We start from the raw sequence: 25890 nt of genomic DNA, 5'->3' as shown, positions 1-25890 counted from the left end.
CGTCACCCCTGGCGGGCCGCCACGCGCAGCTCACCGAAGGCGGCCCCCAGGGTCTCGGCGGTGAAGTGGGCGTTCAGGCCGCTCGGGTTGGGCAGCACCCACAGCCGTGCGCCGGCCAGCAGCTCCGGCTGCGGCCCGAACCGCGCCTTCGGCCGGGCGAAACCGATCCGGTACGCGGTCACCCCCACCACCGCCACCCACCGGGGCCGGTACCGTTCGACCTTGCCGGTGAGGATCTGCGCCCCGGTCACCAGTTCCTCGGCGGTCAACTCGTCGGCGCGGGCACTGGCCCGGGCCACCATGTTGGTGATGCCCAGCCCGTGGCGGGGCAGCTCGTCCTGCTCACTCGGGTGCAACTGGCGCGGGGTGAAGCCGCCCCGGTGCAGCGCCGGCCAGAACCGGTTACCGGGCCGGGCGAAGTGCCAACCGGTCGCTGCCGACCACAGTCCCGGGTTGATTCCGACGAAGAGCACGTCCAGCCCGGGGGCGAGCAGGTCGGCGATGGTGCGGTCGGCTGCCGCGGCGAGTTCCTCCCGGGTGGGCCGGACCCGCCGCGCGGCCGACCGGTGACCGTCCGCACCGACGGGCCGGCCGTCGGCCCCGACCCACCCGCTGTCGGTTTCGACGGACCAGCCCTCGGTTTCGGCGGGCGGGCCGGTCTCGACGGGCCAGCCCTCGCTGTCGACGGACCAGCCCTCGGCCTCGCCGGACCGGCCCTCGGTGCCGACGGGTCGGCTGTCGCCGTGGACGGGCCGGTCGGGGCGGGACCGGTCGGCCCGGGACGCCGGCCGCCGCCGCCCGACCGGTGCCTCCGGGCGGGCCCCCGGCCGGCCGTCTCCGCTGGCTCTCACAGGCTGCGGGTCGCGCCGCCGTCGACCGGGACGGTGAGCCCGGTCAGGTAGCCGGCGGCGGGGGAGAGGACGAACGCGGCGACCCGACCGAACTCCGCCGGCTCGCCGAACCGGCGTAGCGGAATGCCCGCCTCCGCCTCGGCGCGGGCCCGTGCCGGGTCCCCGCTCGCCGCGAGCAGCTGGGCGTTCCGGTCGGTCATGATCCGCCCCGGCAGCAGCCCGACCACCCGGACGCCCCGGGGACCGTACTCGTCGGCGACGTCCTTGGCGATCCCGGCCAGTCCGGGGCGCAGCCCGTTGGAGATGCCCAGCCCGGTGATCGGGTGCCGGGCCGAGGTGGACAGCACCAGACCGATCGCCCCACCCGGGTCCAGCGCGGCGGCCACCGTCCGCACCGCCCGTACGGTGCCGAGGAAGACCGTCTCGAACGACTCCCGCCACTGCTCGTCGCTGACCGTGGCGGCGGTGCCCCCGGGCGGTCCACCCACCGAGACCAGCGCGCCGTCCAGCCGGCCGAAGCGGTCCCGAGCGGTGTCGACCAGCCGCTGCGGCAGGGCCGGGTCGGTCAGGTCACCGGCGACGCCGACGGCGTGCGCGGGTCCACCGAGCCGGTCGGCGGCGGCGGCCACCGCGTCGGCGTCCCGGGCGGAGAGCACCACCCGGGCCCCGTCCGCCACGAGACACTCGGCGGTGGCGTACCCGAGGCCGCGGGACGCGCCGGTCAGGACGTACACCCGGTCGCTGAGTCCGAGATCCATGCCGTCGATCCTGCCGCAGCCGGTCGGGCCGCTACCGACGGGGGCGGTGGTGCAGGCGTACCCGGCCGAGGAGCTGCACCGCGACGGCGTCGCCGACCCGGACCAGCGCCGGCAGCCGGCGTGGCCGGGGCGGGTGTACGCCGTCGTAGCGGGTGGTCGCCTCGCGGACGGCGAGTTCCCCGGCGGCCAGCGGCGGCAGGGTGCCCTCGGCGTGCAGCGCGCGGGCGACGTCCCAGCCGTCCCGCAGCCCGCCCTGACCCGGGCGGCCGGCCGCCCAGCGGGCGAAGGTGGCCGGCCAGGCGTCGCCGAGCCCGGCGGCGAGCAGCGGCCAGTGCCGGGCCACGTGCCCGGCCCGCTTGCGCAGCAGGGCGTCCCGGGCCGCGCCGACCCGCGCGACGTCGAAACCGGCCGGCGGTGACGCTCCGGCCACCAGCGCCGCGACCAGCGCGGCCTGCCGGGCGGCGAGGTCACCGCGGCGCTCGGCACCGGTCGGCCGGACGCCGCCGGGTCCGGCACCCTCAGGCCGTGGCCGGTCGCCGGCCGGCTCGTGGTCGCCGCTCACGTCACCGACGGGCAGTCGGCCGCTGCCGCGAGCGCGTCCAGCTCGGCGCGCAGGGTCTCTGCCGGTGGGTAGTGCCCGTCGCGTTCCAGCAGCAGGGCGGGCGGCCGGTGCCGGGCGCACACCTCGCGGACCAGGTCGAACACCGCCGGTGGTACTGGATGGGTGTGTGTGTCGTGGTAGAGGCCGGCGTGTTCGGTGCCCCCGGCGATGTGCGTGTAGGCGACCCGTTCCAGCGGGAGCCGGTCGAGCAGCGCGAGCGGGTCGGCGTCCCGGTTGCGGGCGTTGGCGTGCACGTTGGCGATGTCGAGCAGCAGCCACGCGTCGGTCCGTTCGAGGATCTCGGTGACGAACGCGGCCTCGTCCAGCTCGTCGTCGGGCCAGTCGAAGAGGGCGGCGATCGGTTCCAGCGCGATCGGCACCGGCAGCTCGGCCTGGGCCCGGCGTACGTTGCCGACCACCACGTCGACCGCCTCCCGGGTACGGGGCAGCGGCAACAGGTGCCCGGCCTCGACGCCACCGGCCCGGACGAAGGCGATGTGCTCGCTGACCAGCGGCGCGTCCAGCAGTTCGGTGACCGCGGCCAGGTGGGCCAGCCGGGCCGGGTCGACCGGTTCGACCCCGCCGAGGGAGAGCCGTACCCCGTGCGGGACCACGGTGACCCCCCACCGCCGCAACTCGGCGAGCCCGGCCGGGAGCGGCCCGGTCGGGGTGACGCTCTCCGCGACCACCTCGACGAAGCGCAGGCCGGGCAGGTCGGCGACGAAGCCGGCGATCTCCGGCCGCCAGCCGATGCCCACGCCGGCCGGTGCCGCCGCCCGCCGCGCGGTGGCCGGCGTGGGCGCGGGCCCGCCGCCCGGTGGCGCGGCGGCACCGGCGGTGGCCCGGGTGGCGGGCCCGCCGGCCGGGGGGCCGCCGGCAGCGGTGGCCCGGGTGGCGGGTCCGCCGGTGGGGTGTGCGTGGGCGGCGGCCCGGGTGGCGGGTCCGCCGGTCATCCGCCGCACCCGCCGCCGCAGCCTCCGCCGCCGCAGCCCCCGCCTCCGCCGCTGTCACCACCACCGCTGTCACCGCTGCCGCCGCTGTCGCCGCCGCCACCGTCGCCGTAGGAGGATCCGCTGCTCGCGGCGGCGTTGCGCTGGATCTCCGCCTCGGCGGCGAAGGCGGGGTCGAGCGTCCACAGGGCGGCGGCACCGAAGACCGCCACGCTCATCGCCGCCCCGGCGGCACCGTAGGTGCCGTACGCGGGCGCCGACGCCGGGGCGAGGTACCGGTAGTGGGTACGCAGGCTGCTCAGGGCCTGCCGGCCGGCGCGGGTCCGATGGGGCACCCGGGCCATCTGGACCACGAAGACCACCCCGAGTACGAGCAGGCTGACCAGGAGCAGACCCACCGGCCGGCCGTTACCCAGCCCGGCGATGAGCCGGAGCACCCCGACGGCGAGCAGGACGAGCAGCAGGAACGGGCCGAGCCGGGCGCTGCGTCGCTGCTCCGCGCTCAGAGCCAGCCCCCGGTTCTCCAGGTCCTGGCGGAGCTGGTCCAGGGCGGTGGACACCCAGTGGTCCCGGGGCAGGTCCCGGGTGCGTGCGCCCCGGCCGGCGGCGTGGTGGACCGCCTGGTCGAGCGGGGTGGCCCCGGCGGGCAGCGGGCCGGTGGCCCGCAGCAGACGGTGCTGGTCCGCCCCGATCGCGCCGACCGAGCGCAGCGCCCCGATCGCGCTGTAGAGGGCCAGCCGGGCACCCCCGTTGAGGTACGCGACCTGTTGCGGCCCGAGCTGGTCGTACCGGGACCGGTTGCTGCCACCGAACAGCCAGGCCCGGTGGACGACCGAGCCGAGGACCACCAGGATGGCGAAGGAGAGGTAGATGGCGAGGAAGGCGGGGCCGGAGATGCCCCAGGTGTCGCCCGCTGCCGCCAGTTGGGTCATCGGTGTGCTCCTGTGCGCGGAGGGATTCGGTGCCCCATTGTGGGGCAGCGCCGCCAGGGCCGGAATCCGGCGTACAGGTGCTGGTCAGCGGCGGCGGACGGCCTCCTCGACCAGATCGAGCACCGGGCCGAGATCGCCGGCCGGGCGGCCCATCGCCAGGTGCAGTACCAACCCGTCGTAGGCCAGTTCGAGGAACTGGGCGAGCACGTCGATCGGCACGTCCTCGCGCAGCACCCCGGCGTCGCGTTGCCGGGTCAGCCGGTCCCGGGTGGCCTCGGCGATCGCGGCGGAGCGTTCGGCCCAGCGCCGGGCGAACGCCGGGTCGGTGCGCAGCCGGCGGGACACCTCGAGCTGGCTGCCGAGCCAGCCGGTGGTGTCCGGCGACATGGACCGGGCGAGCAGGTCCCGCATCACCTGGACCAGCCCGTTGCGGGCCACCGTCTCGACCATCGCCGCCGCGTCGTCCTCGGCGACGGCGAGGAAGAGGGAGTCCTTGTCCCGGAAGTGGTGGAAGATGGCGCCCCGGGACAGCCGGGTGGCCTCCTCGAGCCGGCGGACGGTGGCACCCTCGTACCCGTGCCGCGCGAAGCACGCCCGGGCGGCGGCGAGGATCTCCTGTCGCCGCGCGTCGAGCTGGTCCTGACTTACTCTGGGCACGCTCCGATCGTGTCAGGTGCCTCGGCCCGACGCAAACCGTACGTACGGCTTATGAACGGCGTGTTCCCCGCGGGTTTCCCGCCTAGCATCCCGGGCATGACGTCGTTCCCCTCCGCTCCGCTGACCGTGGCCGCCGTCCAGGCCGACCCCGTCCCCGGTGACCTGGTCGGCAACACCTCGACCGCCGCCCGGCTGGTCCGCCACGCGGCCGACTCCGGCGCCCGGGTGGTCGTCCTGCCCGAGCTGTTCCTGTCGGCCTACCACCCACCGACCCTGGCCGCCGACCCGGCCGGCACCGACGTCCCGGCCGACGCCGACGCGGCGGTGGCGGACCCCCGGCTCGACCCGCTGCGGACGGCGGCCCGCGACGCCGGCGCGGTGGTGGTGGTCGGCGCGCCGGTGCGCCACCCCGACCGGCGGCGGACCATCGCCGCCCTGGTCGTCGACCGGTCCGGGACGGTCCGGGTCGGCTACGACAAGCAGCAGCTGTGGAGCGCCGAACGGGAGCTGTTCACCCCGGGACGGCGCGGCGCGACCCTGCTGGTCGACGACTGGCGGCTCGGGCTGGGCATCTGCTATGACGGCTGCTTCCCCGAGCACGGGCGGGCCGCGGCGGCCGACGGGGCACACGGCTACCTCTGCCCGAGCGGCTACCGGGTCGGCTCCGCGCACCGGCGGGACGTCTACTACGCGGCCCGCGCCCTGGACAACACCATGTACGTGGTCTTCGCCAACTCCGTCGACGGCACGGACCCGTGGCGGTTCAACGGCGGGGCGGCGGTGTACGACCCGGAGGGCCGGTGCCTGACCCGCGGTCCGGACAGCGGCGAACGGGTACTGGTGGCGACCCTCGACCCGGTGCTGTTGGCGCGCACCCGCGCCGACCACCCGATGCTGCTGGACCGCCTGCCCGACCAGGGGCCGGCCCGTGCCCGGGTACGCGGCTGAGCCCCGCCACCACCGGAGCCACCGCGCCCACGGCCCGACCGGGGTGGTCCGGCCACCCGGGGTTGCGCGCAGCCCACGGAATCGAGGTCTGTCGGCGTACCGCCCCGGTCCCGTAGCCTGCCCGAGTGCCGCTCCTGTTGGTGGATCTGGACAACACCCTGCTCGACCGCACCGGGCCGTTCCGGATCTGGGGTGAACGCTTCCTGGCGGGCATCGGCGCGCCGGCCGCCGACATCGACTGGCTGCTCTCCGTCGACGCCGACGGGCTGACCGACCGGTGGGACGTCGCCGACGCCATCCGGAGCCGGTACGACCTGCGGGTCCCCTCGATCGACCTGGTCGACGGGATGCACGACGGGGTGGTCGAGCACACCCGGCTGAGCCCGCTGGTGGCGTGTGCGCTGCGCATCGCCGACGCCGCCGGCTGGGTGCCGGTGGTGGTCAGCAACGGTGTGGTACGCCAGCAGGAGACCAAGATCCGACGTACCGGACTGGACCGGTACGTGGCCGACTGGGTGATCTCCGAGGAGGCCGGGGTGAGCAAGCCCAACCCCCGGATCTTCGCGTTGGCCGCCCGTCGGGCGCGGCTGCCGCTGCGGGACGCCTGGGTGGTGGGGGACAGCCCGGAGTCGGACATCGGCGGGGCGGCGGCGGTCGGCCTGCCCAGTGTCTGGTTGCGGCGGGGACGGAGCTGGTTGGAGCACCGGTTCGCGCCGACCCACGCGGTCGACGGGATGCTCGACGCGATCGCCATCGTGCTGGCCCGCTGAGCCCCGCCCGCCGCGCCGCCCGTCGGCCGGCTCCGCCCGCCGTGCCGCCCGTCGGCCGGCTCTGCCCGGTGTGCCCGCCCTGTCCGCGAAAACCGGTTGCCGGCGGGACGGCGTGCGGCGAGCATGGGCGCCACGAACAGCGCATCCGGGCGTCGCCCGGTCGAGGAGAGGGGGTCGGTCATGGCCGTCTTCGTAGGGGCCTTCCACCAGCCTCCGTCAGCCTCGATCAAGGGATCACCGAACCCGTGCGTGAACACGACTTCATCCCGGCGGCGCGTGAGCGCCGGCCGCGCGGCAAGAACCGCTTCGACGACGACGAACTCGATTTCCTGAAGCGCGGGCGGCCGGCGCCGTCGGCCCCCGCCGACGACGACGGCGACCCCGACCGGCCGCTGGCCGGCGACCGCTGGTCGACCTGGGACCAGGCCGTGCACGGCCCCGAGCCGTACCCGGACTGGCTGGTCACCGAGCTGGCCGCCCAGGACACCGAGCTGGGGGTGCTCAAGACCGGCAAGGAGGCCGACGTCCACCTCGTCCGGCGTGCCGTGCCGGACACCGACCGGTCCTGCCTGCTGGCGGTGAAACGGTACCGGGCCCCGGAACACCGGCTGTTCCACCGGGACGCCGGCTACCTGGAGGGACGCCGGGTCCGGCGGTCCCGGGAGAATCGGGCGATGGCCGGGCGGACCGCCTTCGGCCGGCAGATGATCGCCGGACAGTGGGCGGCGGCCGAGTTCGCCGTGCTCTCCCGGCTCTGGGAGATCGGGGTGGCGCTCGGCGCGGTCGCGGTGCCGTACCCGGTGCAGCTGCTCGACACCGAACTGATGCTGGAGTTCATCGGGGACGCCGACGAGGGGGCGGCCGCGCCCCGACTGGCCCAGCTCCGACCGGAGCCGGCCGAGCTGCGCGCCCTCTGGGCGCAACTGGTCGACGTGCTGACCGTGCTGGCCCGTGCCGGGTACGCGCACGGTGACCTGTCGCCGTACAACCTCCTGGTGCACGCCGGTCGACTGGTCATGATCGACCTGCCGCAGGCGGTGGACGTGGTGGCGAACCCGCAGGGTCCGGAGTTCCTGGCCCGGGACGTGCGGGTGGTCGGCACCTGGTTCGCCGCCCGGGGGCTGCCGGCCGAGCTGGCCGACCCGGACGTGCTGACCGGCCGCCTGCTCCGGGAGGCCGGCATCCGCTGACCGGCCGGGGCACGCCGGCTGCGGGCCGGTCCGGGCCGCTGGAGACAGGCGGCCCGGACCGACCGGTGCCGGGCCGCCTCACTGGAGGTAGCGCTCGACCTCCGGGACGGGGCGGGTGCCCTGGCTGTCCGGGTCGCCGTGGGCCTGGCGGGCGGCCCGGCGTCGGCGGAGCAGGTCCCAGCACTGGTCCAGGGACTCCTCCAGTTGCCGGAGCCGAGCGCGGGCCTCGTCGTCGGTGCCGGCGTGTGCGGACTGCGCGTCCGCCCGGAGCCGGTGCTCCTCGTCGACCAGCTCGGTGATGCGGTGCAGGATGGTCTTGTCGTCCATGCCATGAGCCTGGCACAGGCCGCCCGGCCGCGCCCGGACACGCCCGGCCCGGTACCCGGCCGCGCCCGACCTGGTACCCGGCTGCGGCCGACCTGGTGCCGGGCCAGGGCCCGGACACGCCGGTCCCGGTGCCGGCCGCCACCGGACGGGGACGGCGTACCGGGCCGGCGCTCGGGTAGGTTGCCGCTGATGTCGGTCACCGTCCGCCCGTTCCAGCCGTCCGACGCGGTCGTCGTCGCGGCGGTGCTCCGGGACGCCGCGCCGTACTGGGTGTTCAGCCCGGCCGCCCTGGCCTGGCAGGCGGAGCACGCGCCGCCGGCCGAGCGGTGGCGGCTGCTGCTCGCCGAGGTCGACGGCACCGTGGTCGGGGTGGCCCGGACCGGGCTGCTGCACGAGAGCGCCGAACCGGGGCTCGGCTACGCCAGCCTGAACGTGCTGCCGACGTACCGGCGGCAGGGCGTCGGCGCGGCCCTGCTCACCGCGGCCGAGCGGCGGCTGCGGGAGATCGGGGCCCGGACGGCGTACGGCAAGGTGGCCGACGAACCGGCGGCGGTCGCCTTCGCCGAGCGGTGGGGTTACCGGCGCGGCCGGCGGAGCCTGTGCCTGGCGCGGGACCTGACCGCCGGGCTGCCGCCCGCGCTGCCGCCGGCACCCGGGGTCCGGATCGTCAGCGCCGCCGAGCTGGCCGGTGATCCGCGTCCGCTGTACGAGGCGGACCTGGCGGTGTCCCGGGACGAGCCCGGCGACGTCGGCATGGACGACACCAGCTTCGCCGACTGGCGACTCAGCTACTGGGACCGGCCCGACCTCGACCGGACGTTGACGACCGTGGCGTTCCACGATGGCCTGGTCGTCGCGTTCAGCCTCGCGCTGACCGACCACTCAGCGCGCTACCAGTCCGGGATGACCGGGACCCGGCGGGCGTACCGGGGGCGGGGGCTGGCCCGCGCGGTCAAGCTCGCCGCGCTGTGGCAGGCCGCTGCGGCCGGCTACCGAACGGCTCTGACCTGCAACGACGCCGAGAACAGCGGGATGCTGGCGATCAACGCCCAGCTCGGCTACCTGCCCGTCGGTGCCGAGTGGAGATACCGGCGGACGCTGGTCCGCTGAACAGCGGCGCAACTCTCCTGTATGGATTACGCAAATGTTGCGAGCGAAAATTCCTCACCCCCCGTCTGGTGGATCGCAGATCCTGATGGCATGCTCAGCGGGTCTTGTGACTCGGAATGACGGTCCCGCGACTCAGCGGTGATACCGGGAGGAGCCCAAAAGGTGGGAACACCGCACCCCTTCCCGGCGCGTACCGGTCGTCCCGCGAGGGTCCCTCTGCGCCGGATGCTGCCCGCCCTGGTCCGTGATCCGGCCCGGGCGCTCATCGACGCCGGAAACCGGACCGGCGGCGCGGTCGCCCGGATCAACCTCGGCTCGTTCCGGCCCTACCTGGTCACCCACCCCGAACACGTGCAGCACGTGCTGCGGGAACGGGCGGAGAACTACGAGCGGGCCGGGGACGGGCTGTTCTGGCGGCCGGTCAAGCGCCTGTTCGGCGAGGGCATCCTCGGTGAGGGGCAGATCTGGTCGGCCAGCCGCCGGATGCTCCAGCCGATGTTCACCGCCAAGCGGGTCGAGTCGATGATCGACGGGATGGCCGAGGCGGTCACCGCCGCCGTCGACGAACTCGACGCCCCGTCCCGGGCCGGGCGGTTCGTCGACATCGGCGCGGAGCAGGCCCGGATCGTCTGCCGGGCGATCATGAAGGTGCTCTTCGCCGACAAGATCTCGGTGGCCGACGCGATCCGGGTGGTCAACGCCCAGGACGTCATCGCCAGCGCGGTGATCCCCCGGATCGTGGTGCCGTTCGCGCCGCTGTCGCTTCCCATGCCCGGGGACCGGCCGTTCCGGCGGGCCGTCCGGATCGTCGACGAGGTGCTCGTCCCCATCGTGCGGGAATCCCGCGCCACCGCGGAGCAGGGCGACGACATCATCTCCACCCTCTGGCGGGCCCGCACCGACGACGGCCGGCAGCTCGACGAGCGGCAGGTACGCAACGACACGGTGGCGATGTTCGCCGCCACCACGGAGACCACCATCAACGTGCTGACCTGGCTCTGGCCGCACCTCGACGAGCACCCCGAGGTCGCCGACCGGCTGTACGAGGAGGTCACCCGGGTGGTCGGGGACGAGCCGGTGCGCCGCGAGCACCTCGGCGAGCTGCGCTACACCCGGATGGTCCTCGACGAGCTGCTGCGGCTGTACCCGATCGGCTGGCTGATCCCGCGTCGCGCGGTCGCCGACGACGTCATCGACGGCGTACCGATCGAGGCCGGCGCGACGGTGGTCGCCAGCCCGCTGGTCACCCAGCGGATGACCGCCTTCTGGGACCGCCCCGACGAGTTCGACCCGGAGCGGTTCCGCCCGGAACGGGTCCGGACCCGGCACCGCTACGCCCACTACCCGTTCGGCGGTGGCCCGCACCAGTGCCTGGGCATGTACCTGTTCTACCTGGAGGCCCAGCTCATCGTCGCCACCATGTTGAGCCGGTACCGGTTCCGGCTGCGGCAGCCCGGGGTGCCCGGCCTGCGGTTGGCCGCTGCCCTCCGCCCGCGACGTCGGGTGGAACTGACCCTCACCGGCACGTCCGCGGTGGCCTGAGAGGACCGGTAGCCAAGTGGACACCGACGCCCACGTATCGAACGCCGTCGAGCAGGGACGGATCTGTGCCCTGGCCGCCCAGGGACAGCGTGACCTGGCGAAACGCGCCGCCGCGTACCCGGAGCTGTTCTCCGGGGCACCGTTCGACGGGGCCCTGTTCAGCAACATCGCCCTCGCCATCGCCTTCGGCGCGCCCTGGTGCACGGTGGAGGAACTGCGGGTGACCAACCGGGCGGTGCTGTGGGGGTTCGCGCTGGACTGGCAGGTGGACTACCTGGCGAAGTCCCGCCTGGAGATCGACCGGCTGGTGGAGAGCAGCCTCGCCGTGGTCGACGGGGCCACCCCCGCGCCGGACGACGCGCTCGGCCGGTTCCTCGCCGAACTCTGCGCCGAGCTGGCGGCCGCGCCGGCCTACCCGCGGCTGCACGCCACCTGGCGGGCGGCGGTGCACCGGACCGTCACCGCGATGGCGGTGGAGTGGGACTGGAAATCCGCCCGGCAGGACCTCAACGGCACCCTGCCCACCTTCGACGAGTACCTCGCCAACGCCGACAACCTGGCCTGCACGGTGGTCAACGTGGCGCACTGGATCCACACCGGGGACGAGCAGACGCACCGGCTGCTGCCCGAGCTGATCACCGCCAGCGACGAGGTGCAGCGGGTGCTGCGGCTGGTCAACGACCTCGGCACGTACCGGCGGGACCTGGAGTGGGGTGACCTCAACGCGATCATGCTGGTCGCCGACCGGGCCGAGGTCGAGCAGCGCATCGACGCGCTGGTGCAGCGCTGCCGGGACCTGCTGGCCCCGCTGACCGGCAGCTGCCCCCGCCAGGCCACCTACCTGGCCCGGCAGATCGGTTTCAGCAGCGGCTTCTACCGTTCCACGGACTTCTGGGGGGCCCGGTGACCGTGGCCGCCGCCCGGAGCCTGGTCGACGAGATGACCAGGACCCCGACCGGGCGGTCCTCGGTGTCGGTGTACGAGACGGGCCGCCTGGTGAGCCTCTCGCCGTGGCTGACGCTGCACGTCGAGCGGATCCGTCACCTGCTCGACGCGGAGCGCCCGGACGGCGGTTGGGGTGGCCCGGACGACGGGTACGCGCTGGTGCCCACGCTGAGCGCCACCGAGGGGCTGCTCGCCGCGCTGCGCCGGGGCGACCTCGACGCGGTGGCGGAGCCGCTGGCCAAGGGCGCCGTCGCGGCCGTCGACCGGGGGCTGGTCTTCCTACGGGACCGGCTCGCCACGCTCGACGCGTCCCGGCTGCCGGACATGCCGGCCGTCGACCTGATCGTGCCGGCGCTGGTGGAGGCGCTCGCCGCCCACCTGGCGGCGCTGCGGGAAACCCCGGTGGCCGGTCTGGAGGCGTGGCGGGACGTGCCCGCTCCGCCGTTGCCGCCCGGCCTGCGCCGGACCCGGCTGGAGCGGGTCCGCGCGGCGCTGGCGTCGGGGCATCCGCTGCCGGAGAAGCTGCTGCACGCCCTGGAGGTCACCGGCCCGGCGGCGCACCGGGCGGCCGGCGTGGCACCGGTCGGGCCGGGCACGGTCGGGGCCTCGCCCGCGGCCACCGCCGCCTGGCTCGGTACGCCCGACCCGGGCACCGACGTCGCCCGGCGGTACCTGGAGGCGGTGGTCCGGCAGTACGGCGGCCCGGTGCCCTGCACCAGCCCGATCAGCGTCTTCGAACGGTCCTGGGTGGTCAGTACGCTGATCCGTGCCGGCCTGCCGGTGCCGGTGCCGGCCACCGTCCTCGCCGGTCTGCGGGACACCCTCGGTCCGACCGGCACGGCCACCGCGCCGGGTCTGCCGGCGGACGCCGACACCACGTCGGTGACGCTGTACGCCCTGGCGACGAGCGGGCAGCCGGTGGACCCGTCGAGCCTGTGGTCGTTCGACACCGGTGAACACTTCTGCACCTGGCCGGGGGAGGACGGCGCGTCCATCACCACCAACGCGCACGTGCTGGACGCCCTGGGCTGGCACCTGCGGCACCCCGGGCCGGCCACCGGCGACGGCGGTACGGTGCCGAGCGCGGACCGGGCCCGGCTCGCCGCGGCGGTGCACCGGCTGAGCGCCTGGCTGGCCGACCGCCAGGAGGCCGAGGGCTCCTGGTGTTCCGACCGCTGGCACGCCTCGCCGTACTACGCCACCTGGTGCGCGGTGCTCGCCCTGCACGACTACGGGGTCGGCCCGGCGGTGGGCCCGGCGGTGCAGCGAGCGGTGCGCTGGGTGCTGGCCGGCCAGCACGCGGACGGCTCGTGGGGCCGCTGGGGCGGCACCGCCGAGGAGACCGCCTACGCGCTCCAGGTGCTCTGCGTCGCCGGGGCCACCTCGACCCCGGCCACCGCGCAGGCCGTCGACCGGGGGCGGCGATGGCTGTCCACGGTGGAGTCCGTGGAGGACGGACCGGCGCTCTGGCACGACAAGGATCTGTACCGTCCGTCACTGATCGTCCGCGCGGCGGTGCTCGCCGCGACCTGGCTCGGCCGCCCCGTGGGCAGCGCGGATCCCGGAGACCCGGAGCCGCCCCTCCGGAGCGCCATGATCAGGATCGCTTGAGTGAACCTCCCGACGCTGCTAGCGTGCGCCGGGGTCGATCGGTGCGTCGACCGCCCGCGCTCGGGCACGTCTATCGAATACCCGGCCAGGACGGTGTAATGGGTTCCCGCAGTACGAATCTCCGTACCAAAGTCATCGCACTGCTCGCGTCGCTCGTTGCGCTCTGGGCCTTCGCGGCGTGGGTGACCGTCCGGGACGGCTTCAACCTGCTCGGGGTGCAGACCCTCAACAGCCGGGTCTTCGCGCCCAGTGAACCCCTGCTGCTCCAGCTCCAGAAGGAACGCCGGCTGTCGCTGGCCTACCTGGGGCGGCCGGAGACCGGACAGCTCGACGAACTGCGTACCGAGCGGCAGCGTACCGACGAACTGGCCCGGGCGTTCCAGGAGTCGGCGGTGCACTGGCGGACCGACATCTCGGCGAGCACCCAGGTCGAGCGGGCCATCAACGACGTCGTCACCGGGCTCGACGCGCTCTCCCGGACCCGGTCGGCGATCGACGACAAGAGCATCGACCGCACCGCGACCCTCGACGCCTACGTGGACGTGGTCGACTCGATCTTCCGGCTCTACGACGAGCTGGGCGGCCTCGACGACCGGCAGGTGGCCCACGACACGGCCGCTCTGATCGAGCTGAACCGTTCCCGGGAGCTGCTGTCCCAGGGGGACGCGCTGCTCACCGGCGCGCTCGCCGCCGGCCGGGTGATCGCCGCCGAGCAGGCCCAGTTCGCGCAGCTCGTCGGGGCGCAGCGGTACACCGCCGCGAACAGCATCGCCGCGCTGCCGGGAGCGGACCGCAACCGGTACCGGCAGATGTCCGAGGGCGACGCCTTCCAGCGGCTGCGCGCCCTGGAGGACCAGGTGATCACCGCCCGGAACACCGAGGCCCGCGCCCCGGTCGAGACGGACGCCTGGCGGGCCGCCGTCGACCCGGCGTTGCAGCAGCTCAACGACGTGGTCGGGGCCGGCGGTGAGGACGTGGTCGACCGGGCCACCCCGGTCGCCATCGGCGTGGTCGTCCGGCTGGTGCTCGCCACCGGTCTGGGTCTGCTCGCCGTGGTCGCCTCGATCATCGTCTCCATCACCACGGCCCGGTCCCTGCTGCGTCAGCTCGAACGGTTGCGGGAGGCCGCGTTCCAGCTCGCCAACGAACGACTGCCGAACGTGGTCGACCGGCTCGGTCGCGGCGACGAGGTGGACGTGGCCACCGAGGCACCACCGTTGGAGTTCGGCGACGACGAGATCGGCCAGGTGGGGCAGGCGTTCAACGTCGTGCAGGAGACCGCCGTCCGGACCGCCGTCGAGCAGGCCGAGCTGCGGCGTAACGTCCGGGACGTCTTCCTCAGCCTGGCCCGGCGTACCCAGGCCCTGGTGCACCGGCAGCTCACCCTGCTCGACGCGATGGAACGGCGGGAGAACGACGCCGAGGAGCTGGAGGACCTGTTCCGGGTCGACCACCTGGCGACCCGGATGCGACGCAACGCGGAGAACCTCATCGTGCTCTCCGGCTCCACGCCGGGCCGGGCCTGGCGGCGCAACGTCCCGATGGTCGACGTGGTCCGGGGCGCGGTGGCCGAGGTGGAGGACTACACCCGGGTCAACGTGCTGCCGCTGGGGCCGGTCGCGCTGGCCGGCCGCGCGGTGGGTGACATCATCCACCTGCTCGCCGAGCTGATCGAGAACGGACTCTCCTTCTCGCCGCCGCACACCACGGTCGAGGTCCGGGGGCAGCTGGTCGCGAACGGTTTCGTGATCGAGATCGAGGACCGCGGTCTGGGCATGAGCGAGGAGGACCTCGCCGCCGCCAACGACCGGATCGTGGACCGCTCGGAGCTGAACCTCGCCAACGCCACCCGACTCGGCCTGTACGTGGTGAGCCGGCTGACCGAGCGGCACGGCATCCGGGTGCACCTGAAGGAGTCCCCGTACGGCGGCACCACGGCGGTGGTGCTGATCCCGATGGCGCTGGTCACCACCGGCGAGGAGGAGCCGACCGGGGCCCGGTCCGGTCCGGCCGGGCCGGCGGACCCGGCACCGACCGGCCCCGGCGGCGAGCGGCCCGCGCCGCGCCCGGTCGGGCCGGTGGCGGCGGCCGAGCCGGCGCCGGCCACCCGGCCGGACGCGGACGGCGACGGCGTGCCGCACCAGTTGCCCACCCGGGTACGCACCACGCTGGAGCGGCCCCGGAGCCCGCAGGACACCCCGGCGGAGGAGGGCGGGTCCGGGTTGCCGACCCGACCCCGCCGCTGGTCGGATCAGGCGGCCCTGGACGGTCCGACGTTCCCCACCGGGCTGCCGGTGGCCGTGCCGCGCACCGAACCGGGGACGGCCGGTCCGCGCACCGAGCCGGCCGGGCCGGGGGCGGCCGGTGCCCTTCCCGACGCCGCGCCGACGGCAGCCGGGGGGCCGACCCCCCGGGACGAGCTGCCCCGGACGGGGTCCGGCCTGCCGTTCCGGGTCCGGCAGGCGAACCTCGCCCCGGAGCTGCGCGAGGAAGCGGCCACCGTGGACGCCGGGGACGACGACGAGGCGGTACGCCCACCCGAGCAGGTGCGGCGGATGATGAGTTCGTACCAGACCGGCACCCGGCGGGGTCGCACCGACGCGGCCCGGCTGCTGGGTGGCCCGGCCCGTGGCCCGGAGCAGGCGGATGGTCCGGGCGACGAGGATTCGCAAGCGACGTGAGTGGGGCCGGCGGCGGGTGGACCCCCGCCGGGCCGGTGACCGAGGTCAGCCCCAGACAAGCACGGCGACGAGCCGGGGGAGAAGAGGACGACGAGTGGCGCAGAAGACGGCTTCGAGTGCCGACCTGACGTGGTTGTTGGATGATCTGGTCGGCCGGGTCAAGCAGGCCGAACACGCTATCGCTCTCTCCACAGACGGCCTGCTGATGGCCTCGTCTCGGGGGCTGAGCCGGGACGACGGCGAGCACCTGGCGGCGATGGCGGCCGGCATCCAGAGCCTGGCCCGGGGCGCGGGGAAGCGGTTCGGTGGCGGGCAGGTGCAGCAGACCATCATCGAGATGCAGTCGTCGTTCCTGTTCGTGACGGCGGCCGGCCGTAACGCCTGTCTGGCGGTGCTCGCGTCGGAGGACGCCGACGTGGGGCTGATCGCGTACGAGATGGCCATGCTGGTGACCCGGGTCGGCAAGTACGTGGCGTCGCCGTCCCGGCTTCCCGATCAGTCGGCCACTGTCGAGAAGTAGCGCGTCATGACCGTTACCGGGGGGCCTGTGGAAGAGCAGTGGGTGGATGACCACGCGGGACCGGTGGTGCGCCCGTACGCGGTGACCCGCGGCCGGGCCCGACCGGTGACCGGCACGTTCGACCTGATCTCCCTGGTGACGGCGGTCCAGTCGGACGTCACACCGGAGGTGGGTCTCGGGCCGGAGCACCTGGCGATCATCGGGCTCTGTCAACGGATGCAGTCGGTCGCGGAGATCGCGGCGCATCTCGATCTGCCGGTGGGTACGATCCGCGTGCTCCTCGGCGACCTGGTGGCCCGCAACCTGGTGCAGGTACGCGAACCGCGGCCCACCGCCGACCTTCCCGACGACAGTATTTTCGAGGCGGTTATCAATGGACTACGAGCCCTCTGAGCGGCCGGCGGGAACGGTGCCCACCGCGATCAAGATCCTGATCGCGGGCGGTTTCGGCGTGGGCAAGACGACCATGGTGGGTGCGGTCAGCGAGACCCGTCCACTGCGGACGGAGGAGGTGCTCACCGAGTCCGGTGTCGGGATCGACGACCTGTCCGGGGTGGAGGACAAGTCCACCACGACGGTGGCGATGGACTTCGGTCGGATCACCATCAGTGACGACCTGGTGCTCTACCTGTTCGGCACGCCCGGCCAGGACCGGTTCTGGTTCGTCTGGGACGAGTTGGCGCTCGGGGCGATCGGCGCGGTGGTGCTGGCGGACACCCGTCGGCTGGCGGACTGTTTCCCCTCGATCGACTACTTCGAGGGGCGGGGCACCCCGTTCGTGGTCGCGGTGAACTGCTTCGAGGGGGCCCGCCAGTACCGCCTCGACGAGGTGCAGGCGGCGCTCAACCTCGACCCGGACGTGCCGGTACTGCTCTGCGACGCCCGGCAGCGGCAGTCCAGCAAGGAGGTGCTCATCACCATGCTGGAGCACGCGATGAAGACCCGGGACGCGAGGCGCACGGCCGGCTGACCCCGCGCCTTCCGCCGGTGTGCCGACCCCGGTGCCCCACCCGGGCACCGGGGTTCCTGTCGTCCGTGCGGTGACGCCGGATCCTGGCGCTGGGCGCCTTCGTGCGGTGATGCCGGGTCCGTCCGCGCGGTGATGCTGGTGCCTCTGGGCGGTGACGCTGGGTGTGTCCGTGCGGCGACGCCGGTTCCGTCGGAGGACGACGCCAGTCCGCCTATTTGTTGACATGTGTCGATGTGGGTTCCTAGCATGGGCGGGGAAAGCGCTTTCCAGATCGTAGGTCACCACCCTGCCGGACCGCCAGACCCGCAACCGGACCGTCCCGTCCCGGACCGGTCGACGGCACCGTCCCGCCGTACCCGTCGCGTCCGCACCGCCTGGCCGTCCGCCCTACGAAAGGCGGAAACCCCCGTGACCACCACCCGCCCACCGTCGCGTCGGCACCGCTGGCGGCAGCACGCCGCCGCCGGCCTGATCACCGCCCTGGCCCTGCCCGCCGCCCTGCCCCAGCCCGCCGTCGCGGCACCCGCCGCGCAGCCGCCCACGTCCACCTCCGCCGCGCAGCCCGCCACCTCCGCCGCGCAGCCCGCCACCTCCGCCGCGCAGCCCGCCACCTCCGCCGCGCAGCCCGCCACCTCCGCCGCGCAGCCCGCCACCTCCGCCGCGCAGCCCGCCACCTCCGCCGCGCAGCCCGCCAGTTCCGCCGCGCAGCCGCCCGCGTCCGTCGTTGCGCAGCCCGGCACGTCCGCCGCCACCGCGCAGCCACCCACGTCCGCCGCCGTCACCCCCGACGGCTTCGCCAGCGTCAACGCTCTCGGCCAGCACGGCACCACCGGCGGGGCTGGCGGGCCGGTCGTCACCGTCAGCAGCGCCGCGCAGTTCCTGGACTACATCTCCCGCCCCGGGCCGTACGTCGTCCAGGTCTCCGGCACCATCGCCCTGCCCACCGGCACCAACGACGGAATGCACAACGTCGCCTCGGACAAGACCATCGTCGGTCTCGGCGCGAACGCCACCCTCTCCGGCGGCGGGCTCAACATCGGCGTACCGGTGGACGACGACGTCACCGCACCACCGGCGAACGCGGTGCACAACATCATCATCCGGAACCTGCACCTCACCGGGGCCACCGACGACCTGATCAACGTCCAGATGTTCTCGCACCACATCTGGATCGACCACAACGAGTTCTCCAACGGCGACGACGGCGCGGTGGACATCAAGCGCGGCTCGGACTACGTCACGGTCTCCTGGAACCAGTTCCGCGACCACGACAAGACCCTGCTGCTCGGCCACGACGACGACAACGCCGCCCAGGACGCCGGACGGCTCCGGGTGACCTACCACCACAACTGGTTCAACGCCTCCGACCAGCGCAACCCCCGGGTACGGTTCTCCGCGCTGGCGCACGTCTACAACAACTACTACTACGACAACAGCTACGGGGTGGCGTCCACCAACGACTCCGCCGTGCTGATGGAGAACAACTACTTCTACAGCGTCAACAACCCGGGCCGGGTCGAGTTCAGCGGGCCGCTGGGCCGGATCGTCGAACGGGGCAACATCCTGGTCGACTGCAACCACGCCATCGAGACCCGGGGGACCGTACCCGACCCGCGTGGGTGGTACCCGTACACGCTGGACCCGGCGGCGCAGGTGCCGACGATCGTCCCGGCCGGCGCCGGGGTCGGGAAGATCAGCCCCGGCTCGACCGGCACGGCGACCCTGGCCACCACCGCCGGCCCCGGCATCACCGCCCAGCCGGACGGCTTCGCCGCCCTGAACACCCTCGGCCAGAACGGCACCACCGGCGGGGTGGGCGGGCCGGTGGTCACCGCGACCAACGCCGCCGACTTCCTGGAGTACATCGACACCGTCGGCCCGCTGATCATCCAGGTCACCGGCCGGATCGCCATCACCAGCAAGCAGGGCGTCCGCCCGAACAAGACCATCATCGGGGTCGGCAACGCCGAGATCACCGGGGGTGGGCTGGACTTCTACCGGTCGTACAACGTTATCGTCCGCAACATCAACTTCACCGACGCCGAGGACGACGCGATCAACGTCGGACAGAACTCGCACCACATCTGGATCGACCACAACCGGTTCGCCGGCGCGGTGGACGGCTCGGTCGACATCGTCCGGGGCGCGGACTACGTGACCGTCTCCTGGAACCACTTCGACCGCTCCGACAAGAGCATGCTGATCGGGCACTCCGACGGCTCCGGATCCACCGACATCGGTCACCTGAAGGTCAGCATCCACCACAACTTCTTCGACAACAGCCGGCAGCGGCACCCCCGGGTCCGGTTCGGTGAGCCGGTGCACGTGTACAACAACTACTTCCTCGGCAATGCGCTCTACGCGGTCGCCTCCACCATGAACGCCGGTGTGCTGGTCGAGGGGAACTACTTCAAGGACGTGCCCTACCCGATGTACTCCGCCAGCGGGTATGCCGACAGCGACCCGGGACGGGCGGTGGAACGGCAGAACGTCTACGTCAACTCCGGTACGCCGGAGACCAGCGGCACCGTGGTCGAGCCGCGCACCTACTACCCGTACACCCTCGACCCGGCGTCGACGGTGCCGGCGCTGGTGACCGCCGGCGCGGGCGTCGGCCGGATCTGATCGGCAGGCAGAACCACCCGGGCGGGTGGGCCGACACCGGCCCACCCGCCCCGTCCCCGTCCCCGTCCCCGTCCCCGTCCCCGTCCCCGTCCCCGTCCCCGTCCCCGCCCCGTCCCCGCCCCGTCCCGTCCCCGTCCCCGCCTGCGGCTGGCCGTCCCCTGCCCCCGTTCGTCCGCCCTCCGGGATCTCGTCGGACGGGGGTCGTCGGGCCGACCCTGATGTTCGGCGGCCCCACCACGGGTCGCCGTACACCAGGGGAGGGCAGATGCGAGGTCGACGGATCGCGGCCGGTGCCGTGCTGGTCGTGCTGGGGATCGGGTCGGCGGTGTCGCCGGCCGCAGCCGACCAGCGTTCCGCAGCAGCCGGGCCGGGCCAGCGTCCGGCAGCAGCCGGGACCGACCGACACTGTGTGGTGGACGTGTCCACCGCGAAGATGACCTGCTACACCAGCTTCCGGACGGCCATCGCGGTGGCCACCGCCGGCCGGATCACCGACGCGCCGCAGGACGCCCGGGCCGCTGCGGCGGATCCCACCCTGCGGCGACGGCTGGCGGCGGCGACCCCGGTGAAGCGGGACGGGGTCACGGCGGCGGCCACCACGATCGGCACCATGTACGAGGACCGGGACTACGACGGCGGCACCCTCACCTACAGCGCCCCGTCCGGCTGCACCGGACCGACCTCCGACCTCGACTGGCAGGTGGAACTGATCACCCCGGAACACTGGAACGACGAGATCGGCTCGTTCCTCGCCGGCGGGAACTGCTGGCTGAGCCTCTTCGAGCACCGCGGCTGGGGCGGCGCGTCGACCCCGTTCACCTGGCTGGACGACTACCTCGGCGTCCTCGACGACGAGGCCAGCTCCATCCGCTGGACCTGAGCAGCGCGGAGGGGCCCTGCGCGACCGCGCAGGGCCCCTCCGGTCAGCCGGGAACCTAGCTGGCGATCATCCGGCGCAGGACGTACTGCAGGATGCCGCCGTGGCGGTAGTAGTCCGCCTCGCCCGGGGTGTCGATCCGGACCACGGCGTCGAACTCCACGCCGCTGTCGGTGGTGACCCGCACGGTGCGCGGGGTCTCGCCGTCGTTGATCGCGGTGACCCCGGCGATCGAGAAGGTCTCGGTGCCGGTCAGGCCCAGGCTGTCGGCGGTCTCGCCGGCCGGGAACTGCAACGGCAGCACGCCCATGCCGATCAGGTTGGAGCGGTGGATCCGCTCGTACGACTCGGCGATGACCGCCCGGACGCCGAGCAGCATGGTGCCCTTGGCCGCCCAGTCCCGCGACGACCCGGAACCGTACTCCTTGCCGGCCAGCACGACCAGCGGGACACCCGCCTCCTGGTACGCCACCGAGGCGTCGTAGATGGAGGTCTGCTCGCCGGTCAGGTGGTTGACGGTGACGCCACCCTCCACCCCGGGAACGAGCTGGTTGCGCAGCCGGATGTTGGCGAAGGTGCCCCGGATCATCACCTCGTGGTTGCCCCGGCGCGAGCCGTACGAGTTGAACTCGTGGCGCGGCACACCGTGCTCGGCGAGGTACTTGCCGGCGGGGGAGTCCGCCTTGATCGAGCCGGCCGGGGAGATGTGGTCGGTGGTCACCGAGTCACCCAGCTTCGCCAGCACCCGCGCGTCGGCGATGTCGCCGACCGGCTGCGGGTCCTTCGCCATGCCCTCGAAGTACGGGGGCTTGCGGACGTAGGTCGACTCGCCCGCCCAGGCGAAGGTGTCCCCGGTCGGGGTGGGCAGCGACTGCCACCGCTCGTCACCGGCGAAGACGTCCGCGTACGCCGCGCTGAACCCGGTCGCGCCGATCGCCGAGGCGATGACGTCCTGGATCTCCGCGCTGTTCGGCCAGATGTCCCGCAGGAACACCGGGTTGCCCTGGCTGTCCTCACCGATCGGCTCGTTGGCCAGGTCGATGTCCATGGTGCCGGCGAGCGCGTACGCCACCACCAGCGGCGGGGACGCCAGGTAGTTCATCTTGACGTCCGGGTTGATCCGGCCCTCGAAGTTCCGGTTGCCGGAGAGCACCGAGACGACCGCCAGGTCGGCCTCGTTGACGGCGGCGGAGACCTCCTCCGGCAGCGGGCCGGAGTTGCCGATGCAGGTGGTGCAGCCGTACCCGACCAGGTGGAAGCCGAGCTTCTCCAGGTACGGGGTGAGGCCGGCCCGCTCGTAGTAGTCCATGACCACCTTCGAGCCGGGAGCGAGGGTGGTCTTCACCCACGGCTTGCGGGCCAGGCCCTTCTCCACCGCGTTGCGGGCCAGCAGCGCCGCCCCGATCATGACCTGCGGGTTGGAGGTGTTGGTGCAGGAGGTGATCGCGGCGATCACCACCGCGCCGTGGTCCAGCTCGAACTCGGTGCCGTCGGCCCCGGTCACCCGGATCGGGTTGCTGGCCCGGCCGCCCGAGCCGACCGCGCTGTTGACCAGCTCGCGCGGGGCGTCGGCGGGGTCGCTCGCGCCGTCCACGGCGGGGGAGTCGCTGGCCGGGAAGGACTCGGCGCTGGCCTCGTCGGCGCGGCCCTTCGGCGCGGGCTGCGCGGGGCCGGTCGCGCCGGTGCCGTTGTCGGTGACGTAGTCGGTCAGCGCCGAGCGGAACAGCGTCTTGGCGTTGCCCAGCGGCACCCGGTCCTGCGGGCGCTTCGGGCCGGCCAGCGACGGCTCGATGGTGCCCAGGTCCAGCTCCAGGCGCTCGGAGTAGTCCGGCTCGGCCGCCGGGTCGTGCCAGAGGCCCTGCTCCTTGGCGTACGCCTCGACCAGCGCGACCTGCTGCGGGTCCCGCCCGGTCAGCTCCAGGTAGCGGACGGTCTCCGCGTCGATCGGGAAGATCGCGACGGTGGAGCCGTACTCGGGGGACATGTTGCCGATGGTGGCCCGGTTGGCCAGCGGCACCGCGCTCACGCCGGGGCCGTAGAACTCGACGAACTTGCCGACCACGCCGTGCTTGCGCAGCATCTCGGTGATGGTGAGCACCAGGTCGGTGGCGGTGGTGCCGGCCGGCATCTCGCCGTGCAGCTTGAAGCCGACCACCCGGGGGATGAGCATGCTGACCGGCTGGCCGAGCATCGCGGCCTCGGCCTCGATGCCGCCGACGCCCCAGCCCAGCACACCCAGGCCGTTGACCATGGTGGTGTGCGAGTCGGTGCCGACCACGGTGTCCGGGTACGCCTGGCCGCCCCGCTCCATCACGGTCCGGGCCAGGTACTCGATGTTGACCTGGTGCACGATGCCGGTGCCCGGCGGGACCACCTTGAACTCGTTGAACGCGGTCTGCCCCCAGCGCAGGAACTGGTAGCGCTCCTTGTTGCGCTCGTACTCCAGCTCGACGTTGCGGGCGAAGGCGTCCTCGCGGCCGAACAGGTCGGCGATGACCGAGTGGTCGATGACCAGCTCGGCCGGGGCGAGGGGGTTCACCTTGGTCGGGTCGCCGCCGAGGTCGCGCACGGCCTCCCGCATGGTGGCCAGGTCGACCACGCACGGTACGCCGGTGAAGTCCTGCATCAGCACCCGCGCCGGGGTGAACTGGATCTCCACGCTGGGGTCGGCGGTGGGGTCCCACGCGCCGAGTTGCCGGATGTGGTCGGCGGTGATGTTCGCGCCGTCCTCGGTCCGTAGCAGGTTCTCCAGCAGGATCTTCAGGCTGTAGGGCAGCCGATCGTGGCCGTCCACCTTACTGATCTTGAAAATCTCGTAGCTCGCGTCTCCGACGCGTAGCTGGGTCTTCGCACCGAAGGTGTCGAGGCTCGCCACGTCGTACTCCTTCACACCAGCGACCGTGAGTAGTCCTGAGCAGTCTGTCGCACCCGCCGGAGGGCCGCCCGAGTTAGGCGACACTTACCAGCGATTCCGCGTTCGTACAAACCGTACGTCCGTCTTGCTATTGGCGCAACCTGGTGTCAGCTCTCGGGACGCCGACCCCGGACGACCACGGACGGCGACGGGCCGGCCCCTGGTGGTGGGGGCCGGCCCGTGGTGGGTTGGTGTTCGGGGTCAGCTGGTGGAGTAGCCGCGGGTGGCGATCCAGTCGGCGAGGTTGTCGGTGGTGATCCAGTAGCTGGCTTGGTTGGGGTTGGCGGAGTCGGCGATCTTGACGGTGTGGCCGTTGTCGCGGTAGCCGACGACGCTGATGTAGTGGCCGCCTTCGAAGGAGTGGGGGGTGCCGTTGGTGTCGGTGGTGGTGCCGGCGATGTTGGCGACGACGGCGCGTCCGTCGTCGACGGTCTTGGTGATGTCGGTGCGGAGGGTGTCGGTCTGCTTGTCGTCGGCCTTGGGGGTGGGGATCTCGATGGTGCGGTACTTGTTGCCGGTTTCGGTGTTCAGGTACCGGGTGATGTCGGTGGCGGAGTTGGTGCCGGCTTCGGTGGTGCCCATGTGTCGGGCGGCTTCGTCGACGCTGGGGTTCTTGTCGATGGCGGTGAGGGCGTTACGGGCGGCGGCGGGTCCGCAGTAGTAGAAGTTCGGCTGGGCTTCGTAGCGGATGCTCAGTTCCCGGCCGCCGTTGGGGCGGTCGGTGGTGGGGCTGCCGGCGAAGGCGGCGGCGGGGGCGGCGATGGCGCCGCCGATGATGGCGGTGCCGGCGATGGTGAGTGCGGTCTTACGGATGATGGTGGTCATGGTGACTCCCTCTTCCGTCGGGGGTGGTGCCGGGGGGATGCCCGCGCGGTTGGGGTCGACCCCGGGGTGGGGGACCGCTGGGTGGCGCGGGGGGAAGGTCGGGGTGACGCCGGGGTGCTCGGGGCGTCGGGAGGGTGTAACGAGTCCGGGCCGGCGCGCATTCCACCCTCGGGGGGTGGTCGCGCTGCGGGGGTGGGGGCCTGGTGCTCGCGTCTGGACCATGTACAACCGGTCCGGGGGGCGGGTCATTCCGGCTGGCGGCCCGCGACCGGGGCCGGATATCCGGACATCAGCCCCCCAACCGGACAGGGCTGGACGCCGCCGATCCGGTCATTCGGGTCAACCGGCGGTGACCGGCCCTTCAGGTCAACGGGTGGTGACCGGCTGTTCGGGGTCAGCCGGTGGTGACCGGCCATTCGGGGGCGAGCAGCGACCACACCTCGACGTCGAGGCGTTCGCCGCCGAACAGGAACGACTGCCGCAGCACGCCCTCCCGGGTCATGCCCAGCCGGCGGGCCACCGCCCGGCTCGGCTCGTTGTGCGGCACGACCCGCCACTCCACCCGGTGCATGCCACGGTCCCGGAACGCCCAGTCGATCATGATCCGGACGGCCCGGGTGACCAGGCCCTGACCGGACGCCTCAGGGGCCAACCAGACCCCGATCTCGCAGACCCCCTGGTCGACGTCGAAGACCCGGAACAGCGTGCCCCCCACCATCTCGCCGTCCGACCGGATGGCGTAGATGCGCCGGATGTCCCCAGCCTGCCCGTCCGCGTACCGGGTGAGGAACCCACGCGCCCCGGCGACGTCGGTGATGCTGCGCGCCCAGGGCAGCCAGGGGGCCAGATGCGGCCGGGCCCGCTCGACGAAGGCGGCGAACTCCTCGGCCTGCCACGGTTCCAGCGGATGCAGGGACGCCCGGTCGGTGAGGGGAAGAGAGAACACGACCGCGCCTCCGGGATACGTACCGAACGTCCACCACGGACTCTAGCCGGGATGATCTCGGGGCGGGGTGACGTCCACCGGTGGCGACACTGTGGAACCCCGTCGTCGCCCCACCCGGGCGTCCCGGCCGGCCAACCGGACGCTCAGGCCGGGTCGGCGCTCCCGGCGTCCTCGGCCGCCCGCGTGTGCCGGTCGCGCAGCCGGGCCCGGATCTCCTCCGGGGTGTACGCCCGCCGCCGCCGCTCGGCCCGGGCGATCACCGCGCCCGTCGCCGCGACGCCCACCACACCGGCCAGCCCGAGGAGCTTCCACCACTGCATCCGTTGCCGCATCCGCCTAG

General features: G+C 73.5%; 24 protein-coding genes. 13 read left to right on the top strand and 11 right to left on the bottom strand.

Features of this window, described 5'->3' with window-relative positions:
- Positions 1-2: 2 nt before the first annotated feature.
- The 6 genes from mug to PVK37_RS27540 all read right to left on the bottom strand — a co-directional run bounded on the left by mug (position 3) and on the right by PVK37_RS27540 (position 4749).
- A complete protein-coding gene (mug, locus tag PVK37_RS27565; RefSeq protein ID WP_275035244.1) occupies positions 3-503 on the bottom strand; it encodes a G/U mismatch-specific DNA glycosylase in 501 nt (166 codons plus the stop codon).
- 344 nt (positions 504-847) lie between these two features.
- A complete protein-coding gene (locus PVK37_RS27560) occupies positions 848-1609 on the bottom strand; it encodes an SDR family oxidoreductase (RefSeq protein ID WP_275030742.1) in 762 nt (253 codons plus the stop codon).
- A gap of 31 nt (positions 1610-1640) precedes the next feature.
- Complete coding sequence (locus PVK37_RS27555; protein WP_480212891.1) at positions 1641-2171, bottom strand: SCO6045 C-terminal-like domain-containing protein; 531 nt, start codon at positions 2169-2171, stop codon at positions 1641-1643.
- Positions 2168-3163 carry an MbnB/TglH/ChrH family RiPP precursor modification enzyme gene (locus tag PVK37_RS27550; protein ID WP_275030741.1) on the bottom strand — a complete coding sequence of 332 codons (996 nt, stop codon included), beginning with the start codon at positions 3161-3163 and terminating at the stop codon, positions 2168-2170. Before PVK37_RS27550 ends, PVK37_RS27555 begins: the two co-directional genes overlap by 4 nt.
- Entirely contained in the window at positions 3160-4092 is a 933-nt protein-coding gene (locus tag PVK37_RS27545) for a TIGR04222 domain-containing membrane protein (RefSeq protein WP_275030740.1), read from the bottom strand. Before PVK37_RS27545 ends, PVK37_RS27550 begins: the two co-directional genes overlap by 4 nt.
- A gap of 84 nt (positions 4093-4176) precedes the next feature.
- Positions 4177-4749, bottom strand: coding sequence for a TetR/AcrR family transcriptional regulator (locus PVK37_RS27540; protein ID WP_275030739.1), 573 nt, complete (start codon positions 4747-4749; stop codon positions 4177-4179).
- A gap of 96 nt (positions 4750-4845) precedes the next feature.
- On the opposite strand from PVK37_RS27540, the gene PVK37_RS27535 reads away from it, so the two are divergent.
- The 3 genes from PVK37_RS27535 (at position 4846) to PVK37_RS27525 (ending at position 7657) form a co-directional block, all read left to right on the top strand.
- Positions 4846-5697: a carbon-nitrogen hydrolase family protein gene (locus tag PVK37_RS27535; RefSeq protein WP_275030738.1), complete on the top strand. Its 852-nt coding sequence runs from the start codon at positions 4846-4848 to the stop codon at positions 5695-5697.
- 125 nt (positions 5698-5822) lie between these two features.
- Positions 5823-6467 carry an HAD family hydrolase gene (locus PVK37_RS27530; protein WP_275030737.1) on the top strand — a complete coding sequence of 215 codons (645 nt, stop codon included), beginning with the start codon at positions 5823-5825 and terminating at the stop codon, positions 6465-6467.
- A 245-nt stretch (positions 6468-6712) separates the two neighbouring features.
- Positions 6713-7657, top strand: coding sequence for a serine protein kinase RIO (locus PVK37_RS27525; RefSeq protein WP_275030736.1), 945 nt, complete (start codon positions 6713-6715; stop codon positions 7655-7657).
- A gap of 78 nt (positions 7658-7735) precedes the next feature.
- On the opposite strand, the gene PVK37_RS27520 is transcribed toward PVK37_RS27525, so the two are convergent.
- Complete coding sequence (locus PVK37_RS27520) at positions 7736-7984, bottom strand: DUF2630 family protein (RefSeq protein ID WP_275030735.1); 249 nt, start codon at positions 7982-7984, stop codon at positions 7736-7738.
- Positions 7985-8173: 189 nt separating this feature from the next.
- Between PVK37_RS27520 and PVK37_RS27515 the strand changes: the two genes are divergently transcribed.
- The 10 genes from PVK37_RS27515 to PVK37_RS27470 all read left to right on the top strand — a co-directional run bounded on the left by PVK37_RS27515 (position 8174) and on the right by PVK37_RS27470 (position 20868).
- The gene (locus tag PVK37_RS27515) at positions 8174-9094 is read left to right on the top strand and encodes a GNAT family N-acetyltransferase (protein WP_275030734.1); all 921 of its coding nucleotides are present in this window, start codon (positions 8174-8176) and stop codon (positions 9092-9094) included.
- A 225-nt stretch (positions 9095-9319) separates the two neighbouring features.
- The gene (locus tag PVK37_RS27510; protein ID WP_275030733.1) at positions 9320-10636 is read left to right on the top strand and encodes a cytochrome P450; all 1317 of its coding nucleotides are present in this window, start codon (positions 9320-9322) and stop codon (positions 10634-10636) included.
- A gap of 16 nt (positions 10637-10652) precedes the next feature.
- Positions 10653-11543: a terpene synthase family protein gene (locus PVK37_RS27505; RefSeq protein ID WP_275030732.1), complete on the top strand. Its 891-nt coding sequence runs from the start codon at positions 10653-10655 to the stop codon at positions 11541-11543.
- The gene (locus PVK37_RS27500; protein ID WP_275030731.1) at positions 11540-13192 is read left to right on the top strand and encodes a prenyltransferase/squalene oxidase repeat-containing protein; all 1653 of its coding nucleotides are present in this window, start codon (positions 11540-11542) and stop codon (positions 13190-13192) included. The genes PVK37_RS27505 and PVK37_RS27500 overlap by 4 nt, the downstream gene beginning before the upstream one ends.
- A gap of 98 nt (positions 13193-13290) precedes the next feature.
- Complete coding sequence (locus PVK37_RS27495; protein ID WP_275030730.1) at positions 13291-15873, top strand: nitrate- and nitrite sensing domain-containing protein; 2583 nt, start codon at positions 13291-13293, stop codon at positions 15871-15873.
- Between the two features lie 94 nt (positions 15874-15967).
- On the top strand, positions 15968-16393 hold the full coding sequence (locus tag PVK37_RS27490) for a roadblock/LC7 domain-containing protein (RefSeq protein ID WP_275030729.1): 426 nt from the start codon (positions 15968-15970) through the stop codon (positions 16391-16393).
- 6 nt (positions 16394-16399) lie between these two features.
- A complete protein-coding gene (locus tag PVK37_RS27485; protein WP_275030728.1) occupies positions 16400-16786 on the top strand; it encodes a DUF742 domain-containing protein in 387 nt (128 codons plus the stop codon).
- Positions 16767-17363 carry a GTP-binding protein gene (locus tag PVK37_RS27480; RefSeq protein ID WP_275030727.1) on the top strand — a complete coding sequence of 199 codons (597 nt, stop codon included), beginning with the start codon at positions 16767-16769 and terminating at the stop codon, positions 17361-17363. The genes PVK37_RS27485 and PVK37_RS27480 overlap by 20 nt, the downstream gene beginning before the upstream one ends.
- Before the next feature lie 408 nt (positions 17364-17771).
- Positions 17772-19988, top strand: coding sequence for a pectate lyase family protein (locus PVK37_RS27475; protein WP_275030726.1), 2217 nt, complete (start codon positions 17772-17774; stop codon positions 19986-19988).
- Between the two features lie 265 nt (positions 19989-20253).
- Positions 20254-20868: a hypothetical protein gene (locus PVK37_RS27470; RefSeq protein WP_275030725.1), complete on the top strand. Its 615-nt coding sequence runs from the start codon at positions 20254-20256 to the stop codon at positions 20866-20868.
- A 55-nt stretch (positions 20869-20923) separates the two neighbouring features.
- Here PVK37_RS27470 and PVK37_RS27465 read toward each other — a convergent pair whose 3' ends face one another.
- From PVK37_RS27465 to PVK37_RS27450, 4 genes are all read right to left on the bottom strand, one after another.
- Positions 20924-23755, bottom strand: coding sequence for an aconitate hydratase (locus tag PVK37_RS27465; RefSeq protein WP_275030724.1), 2832 nt, complete (start codon positions 23753-23755; stop codon positions 20924-20926).
- 225 nt (positions 23756-23980) lie between these two features.
- Positions 23981-24604, bottom strand: coding sequence for a C39 family peptidase (locus PVK37_RS27460; RefSeq protein ID WP_275030723.1), 624 nt, complete (start codon positions 24602-24604; stop codon positions 23981-23983).
- A gap of 394 nt (positions 24605-24998) precedes the next feature.
- Positions 24999-25550, bottom strand: coding sequence for a GNAT family N-acetyltransferase (locus PVK37_RS27455; RefSeq protein ID WP_275030722.1), 552 nt, complete (start codon positions 25548-25550; stop codon positions 24999-25001).
- 143 nt (positions 25551-25693) lie between these two features.
- Positions 25694-25882 (bottom strand): hypothetical protein, encoded by a 189-nt coding sequence (locus PVK37_RS27450; protein ID WP_275035346.1) that lies wholly within the window; start codon positions 25880-25882, stop codon positions 25694-25696.
- Between the last annotated feature and the right edge of the window lie 8 nt (positions 25883-25890).

Origin of the sequence: Micromonospora cathayae (assembly GCF_028993575.1) — a bacterium.
GTDB classification, from domain to species: domain Bacteria; phylum Actinomycetota; class Actinomycetes; order Mycobacteriales; family Micromonosporaceae; genus Micromonospora; species Micromonospora cathayae.
Note: the sequence above shows the minus strand (reverse complement) of the source record. Positions and strands in the feature narration are given on the sequence as shown.

Bases quoted from the DNA above. Each gene is read 5' to 3' on its own strand.
- PVK37_RS27515 (WP_275030734.1), top strand. From the start codon at position 8,174: ATGTCGGTCACCGTCCGCCCGTTCCAGCCGTCCGACGCGGTCGTCGTC.
- PVK37_RS27560 (WP_275030742.1), bottom strand. From the start codon at position 1,609: ATGGATCTCGGACTCAGCGACCGGGTGTACGTCCTGACCGGCGCGTCC.
- PVK37_RS27545 (WP_275030740.1), bottom strand. From the start codon at position 4,092: ATGACCCAACTGGCGGCAGCGGGCGACACCTGGGGCATCTCCGGCCCC.
- PVK37_RS27550 (WP_275030741.1), bottom strand. From the start codon at position 3,163: ATGACCGGCGGACCCGCCACCCGGGCCGCCGCCCACGCACACCCCACC.
- PVK37_RS27520 (WP_275030735.1), bottom strand. From the start codon at position 7,984: ATGGACGACAAGACCATCCTGCACCGCATCACCGAGCTGGTCGACGAG.
- PVK37_RS27450 (WP_275035346.1), bottom strand. From the start codon at position 25,882: ATGCGGCAACGGATGCAGTGGTGGAAGCTCCTCGGGCTGGCCGGTGTG.
- PVK37_RS27495 (WP_275030730.1), top strand. From the start codon at position 13,291: ATGGGTTCCCGCAGTACGAATCTCCGTACCAAAGTCATCGCACTGCTC.
- PVK37_RS27470 (WP_275030725.1), top strand. From the start codon at position 20,254: ATGCGAGGTCGACGGATCGCGGCCGGTGCCGTGCTGGTCGTGCTGGGG.
- PVK37_RS27460 (WP_275030723.1), bottom strand. From the start codon at position 24,604: ATGACCACCATCATCCGTAAGACCGCACTCACCATCGCCGGCACCGCC.
- PVK37_RS27485 (WP_275030728.1), top strand. From the start codon at position 16,400: ATGACCGTTACCGGGGGGCCTGTGGAAGAGCAGTGGGTGGATGACCAC.
- PVK37_RS27480 (WP_275030727.1), top strand. From the start codon at position 16,767: ATGGACTACGAGCCCTCTGAGCGGCCGGCGGGAACGGTGCCCACCGCG.
- PVK37_RS27510 (WP_275030733.1), top strand. From the start codon at position 9,320: ATGCTGCCCGCCCTGGTCCGTGATCCGGCCCGGGCGCTCATCGACGCC.
- PVK37_RS27535 (WP_275030738.1), top strand. From the start codon at position 4,846: ATGACGTCGTTCCCCTCCGCTCCGCTGACCGTGGCCGCCGTCCAGGCC.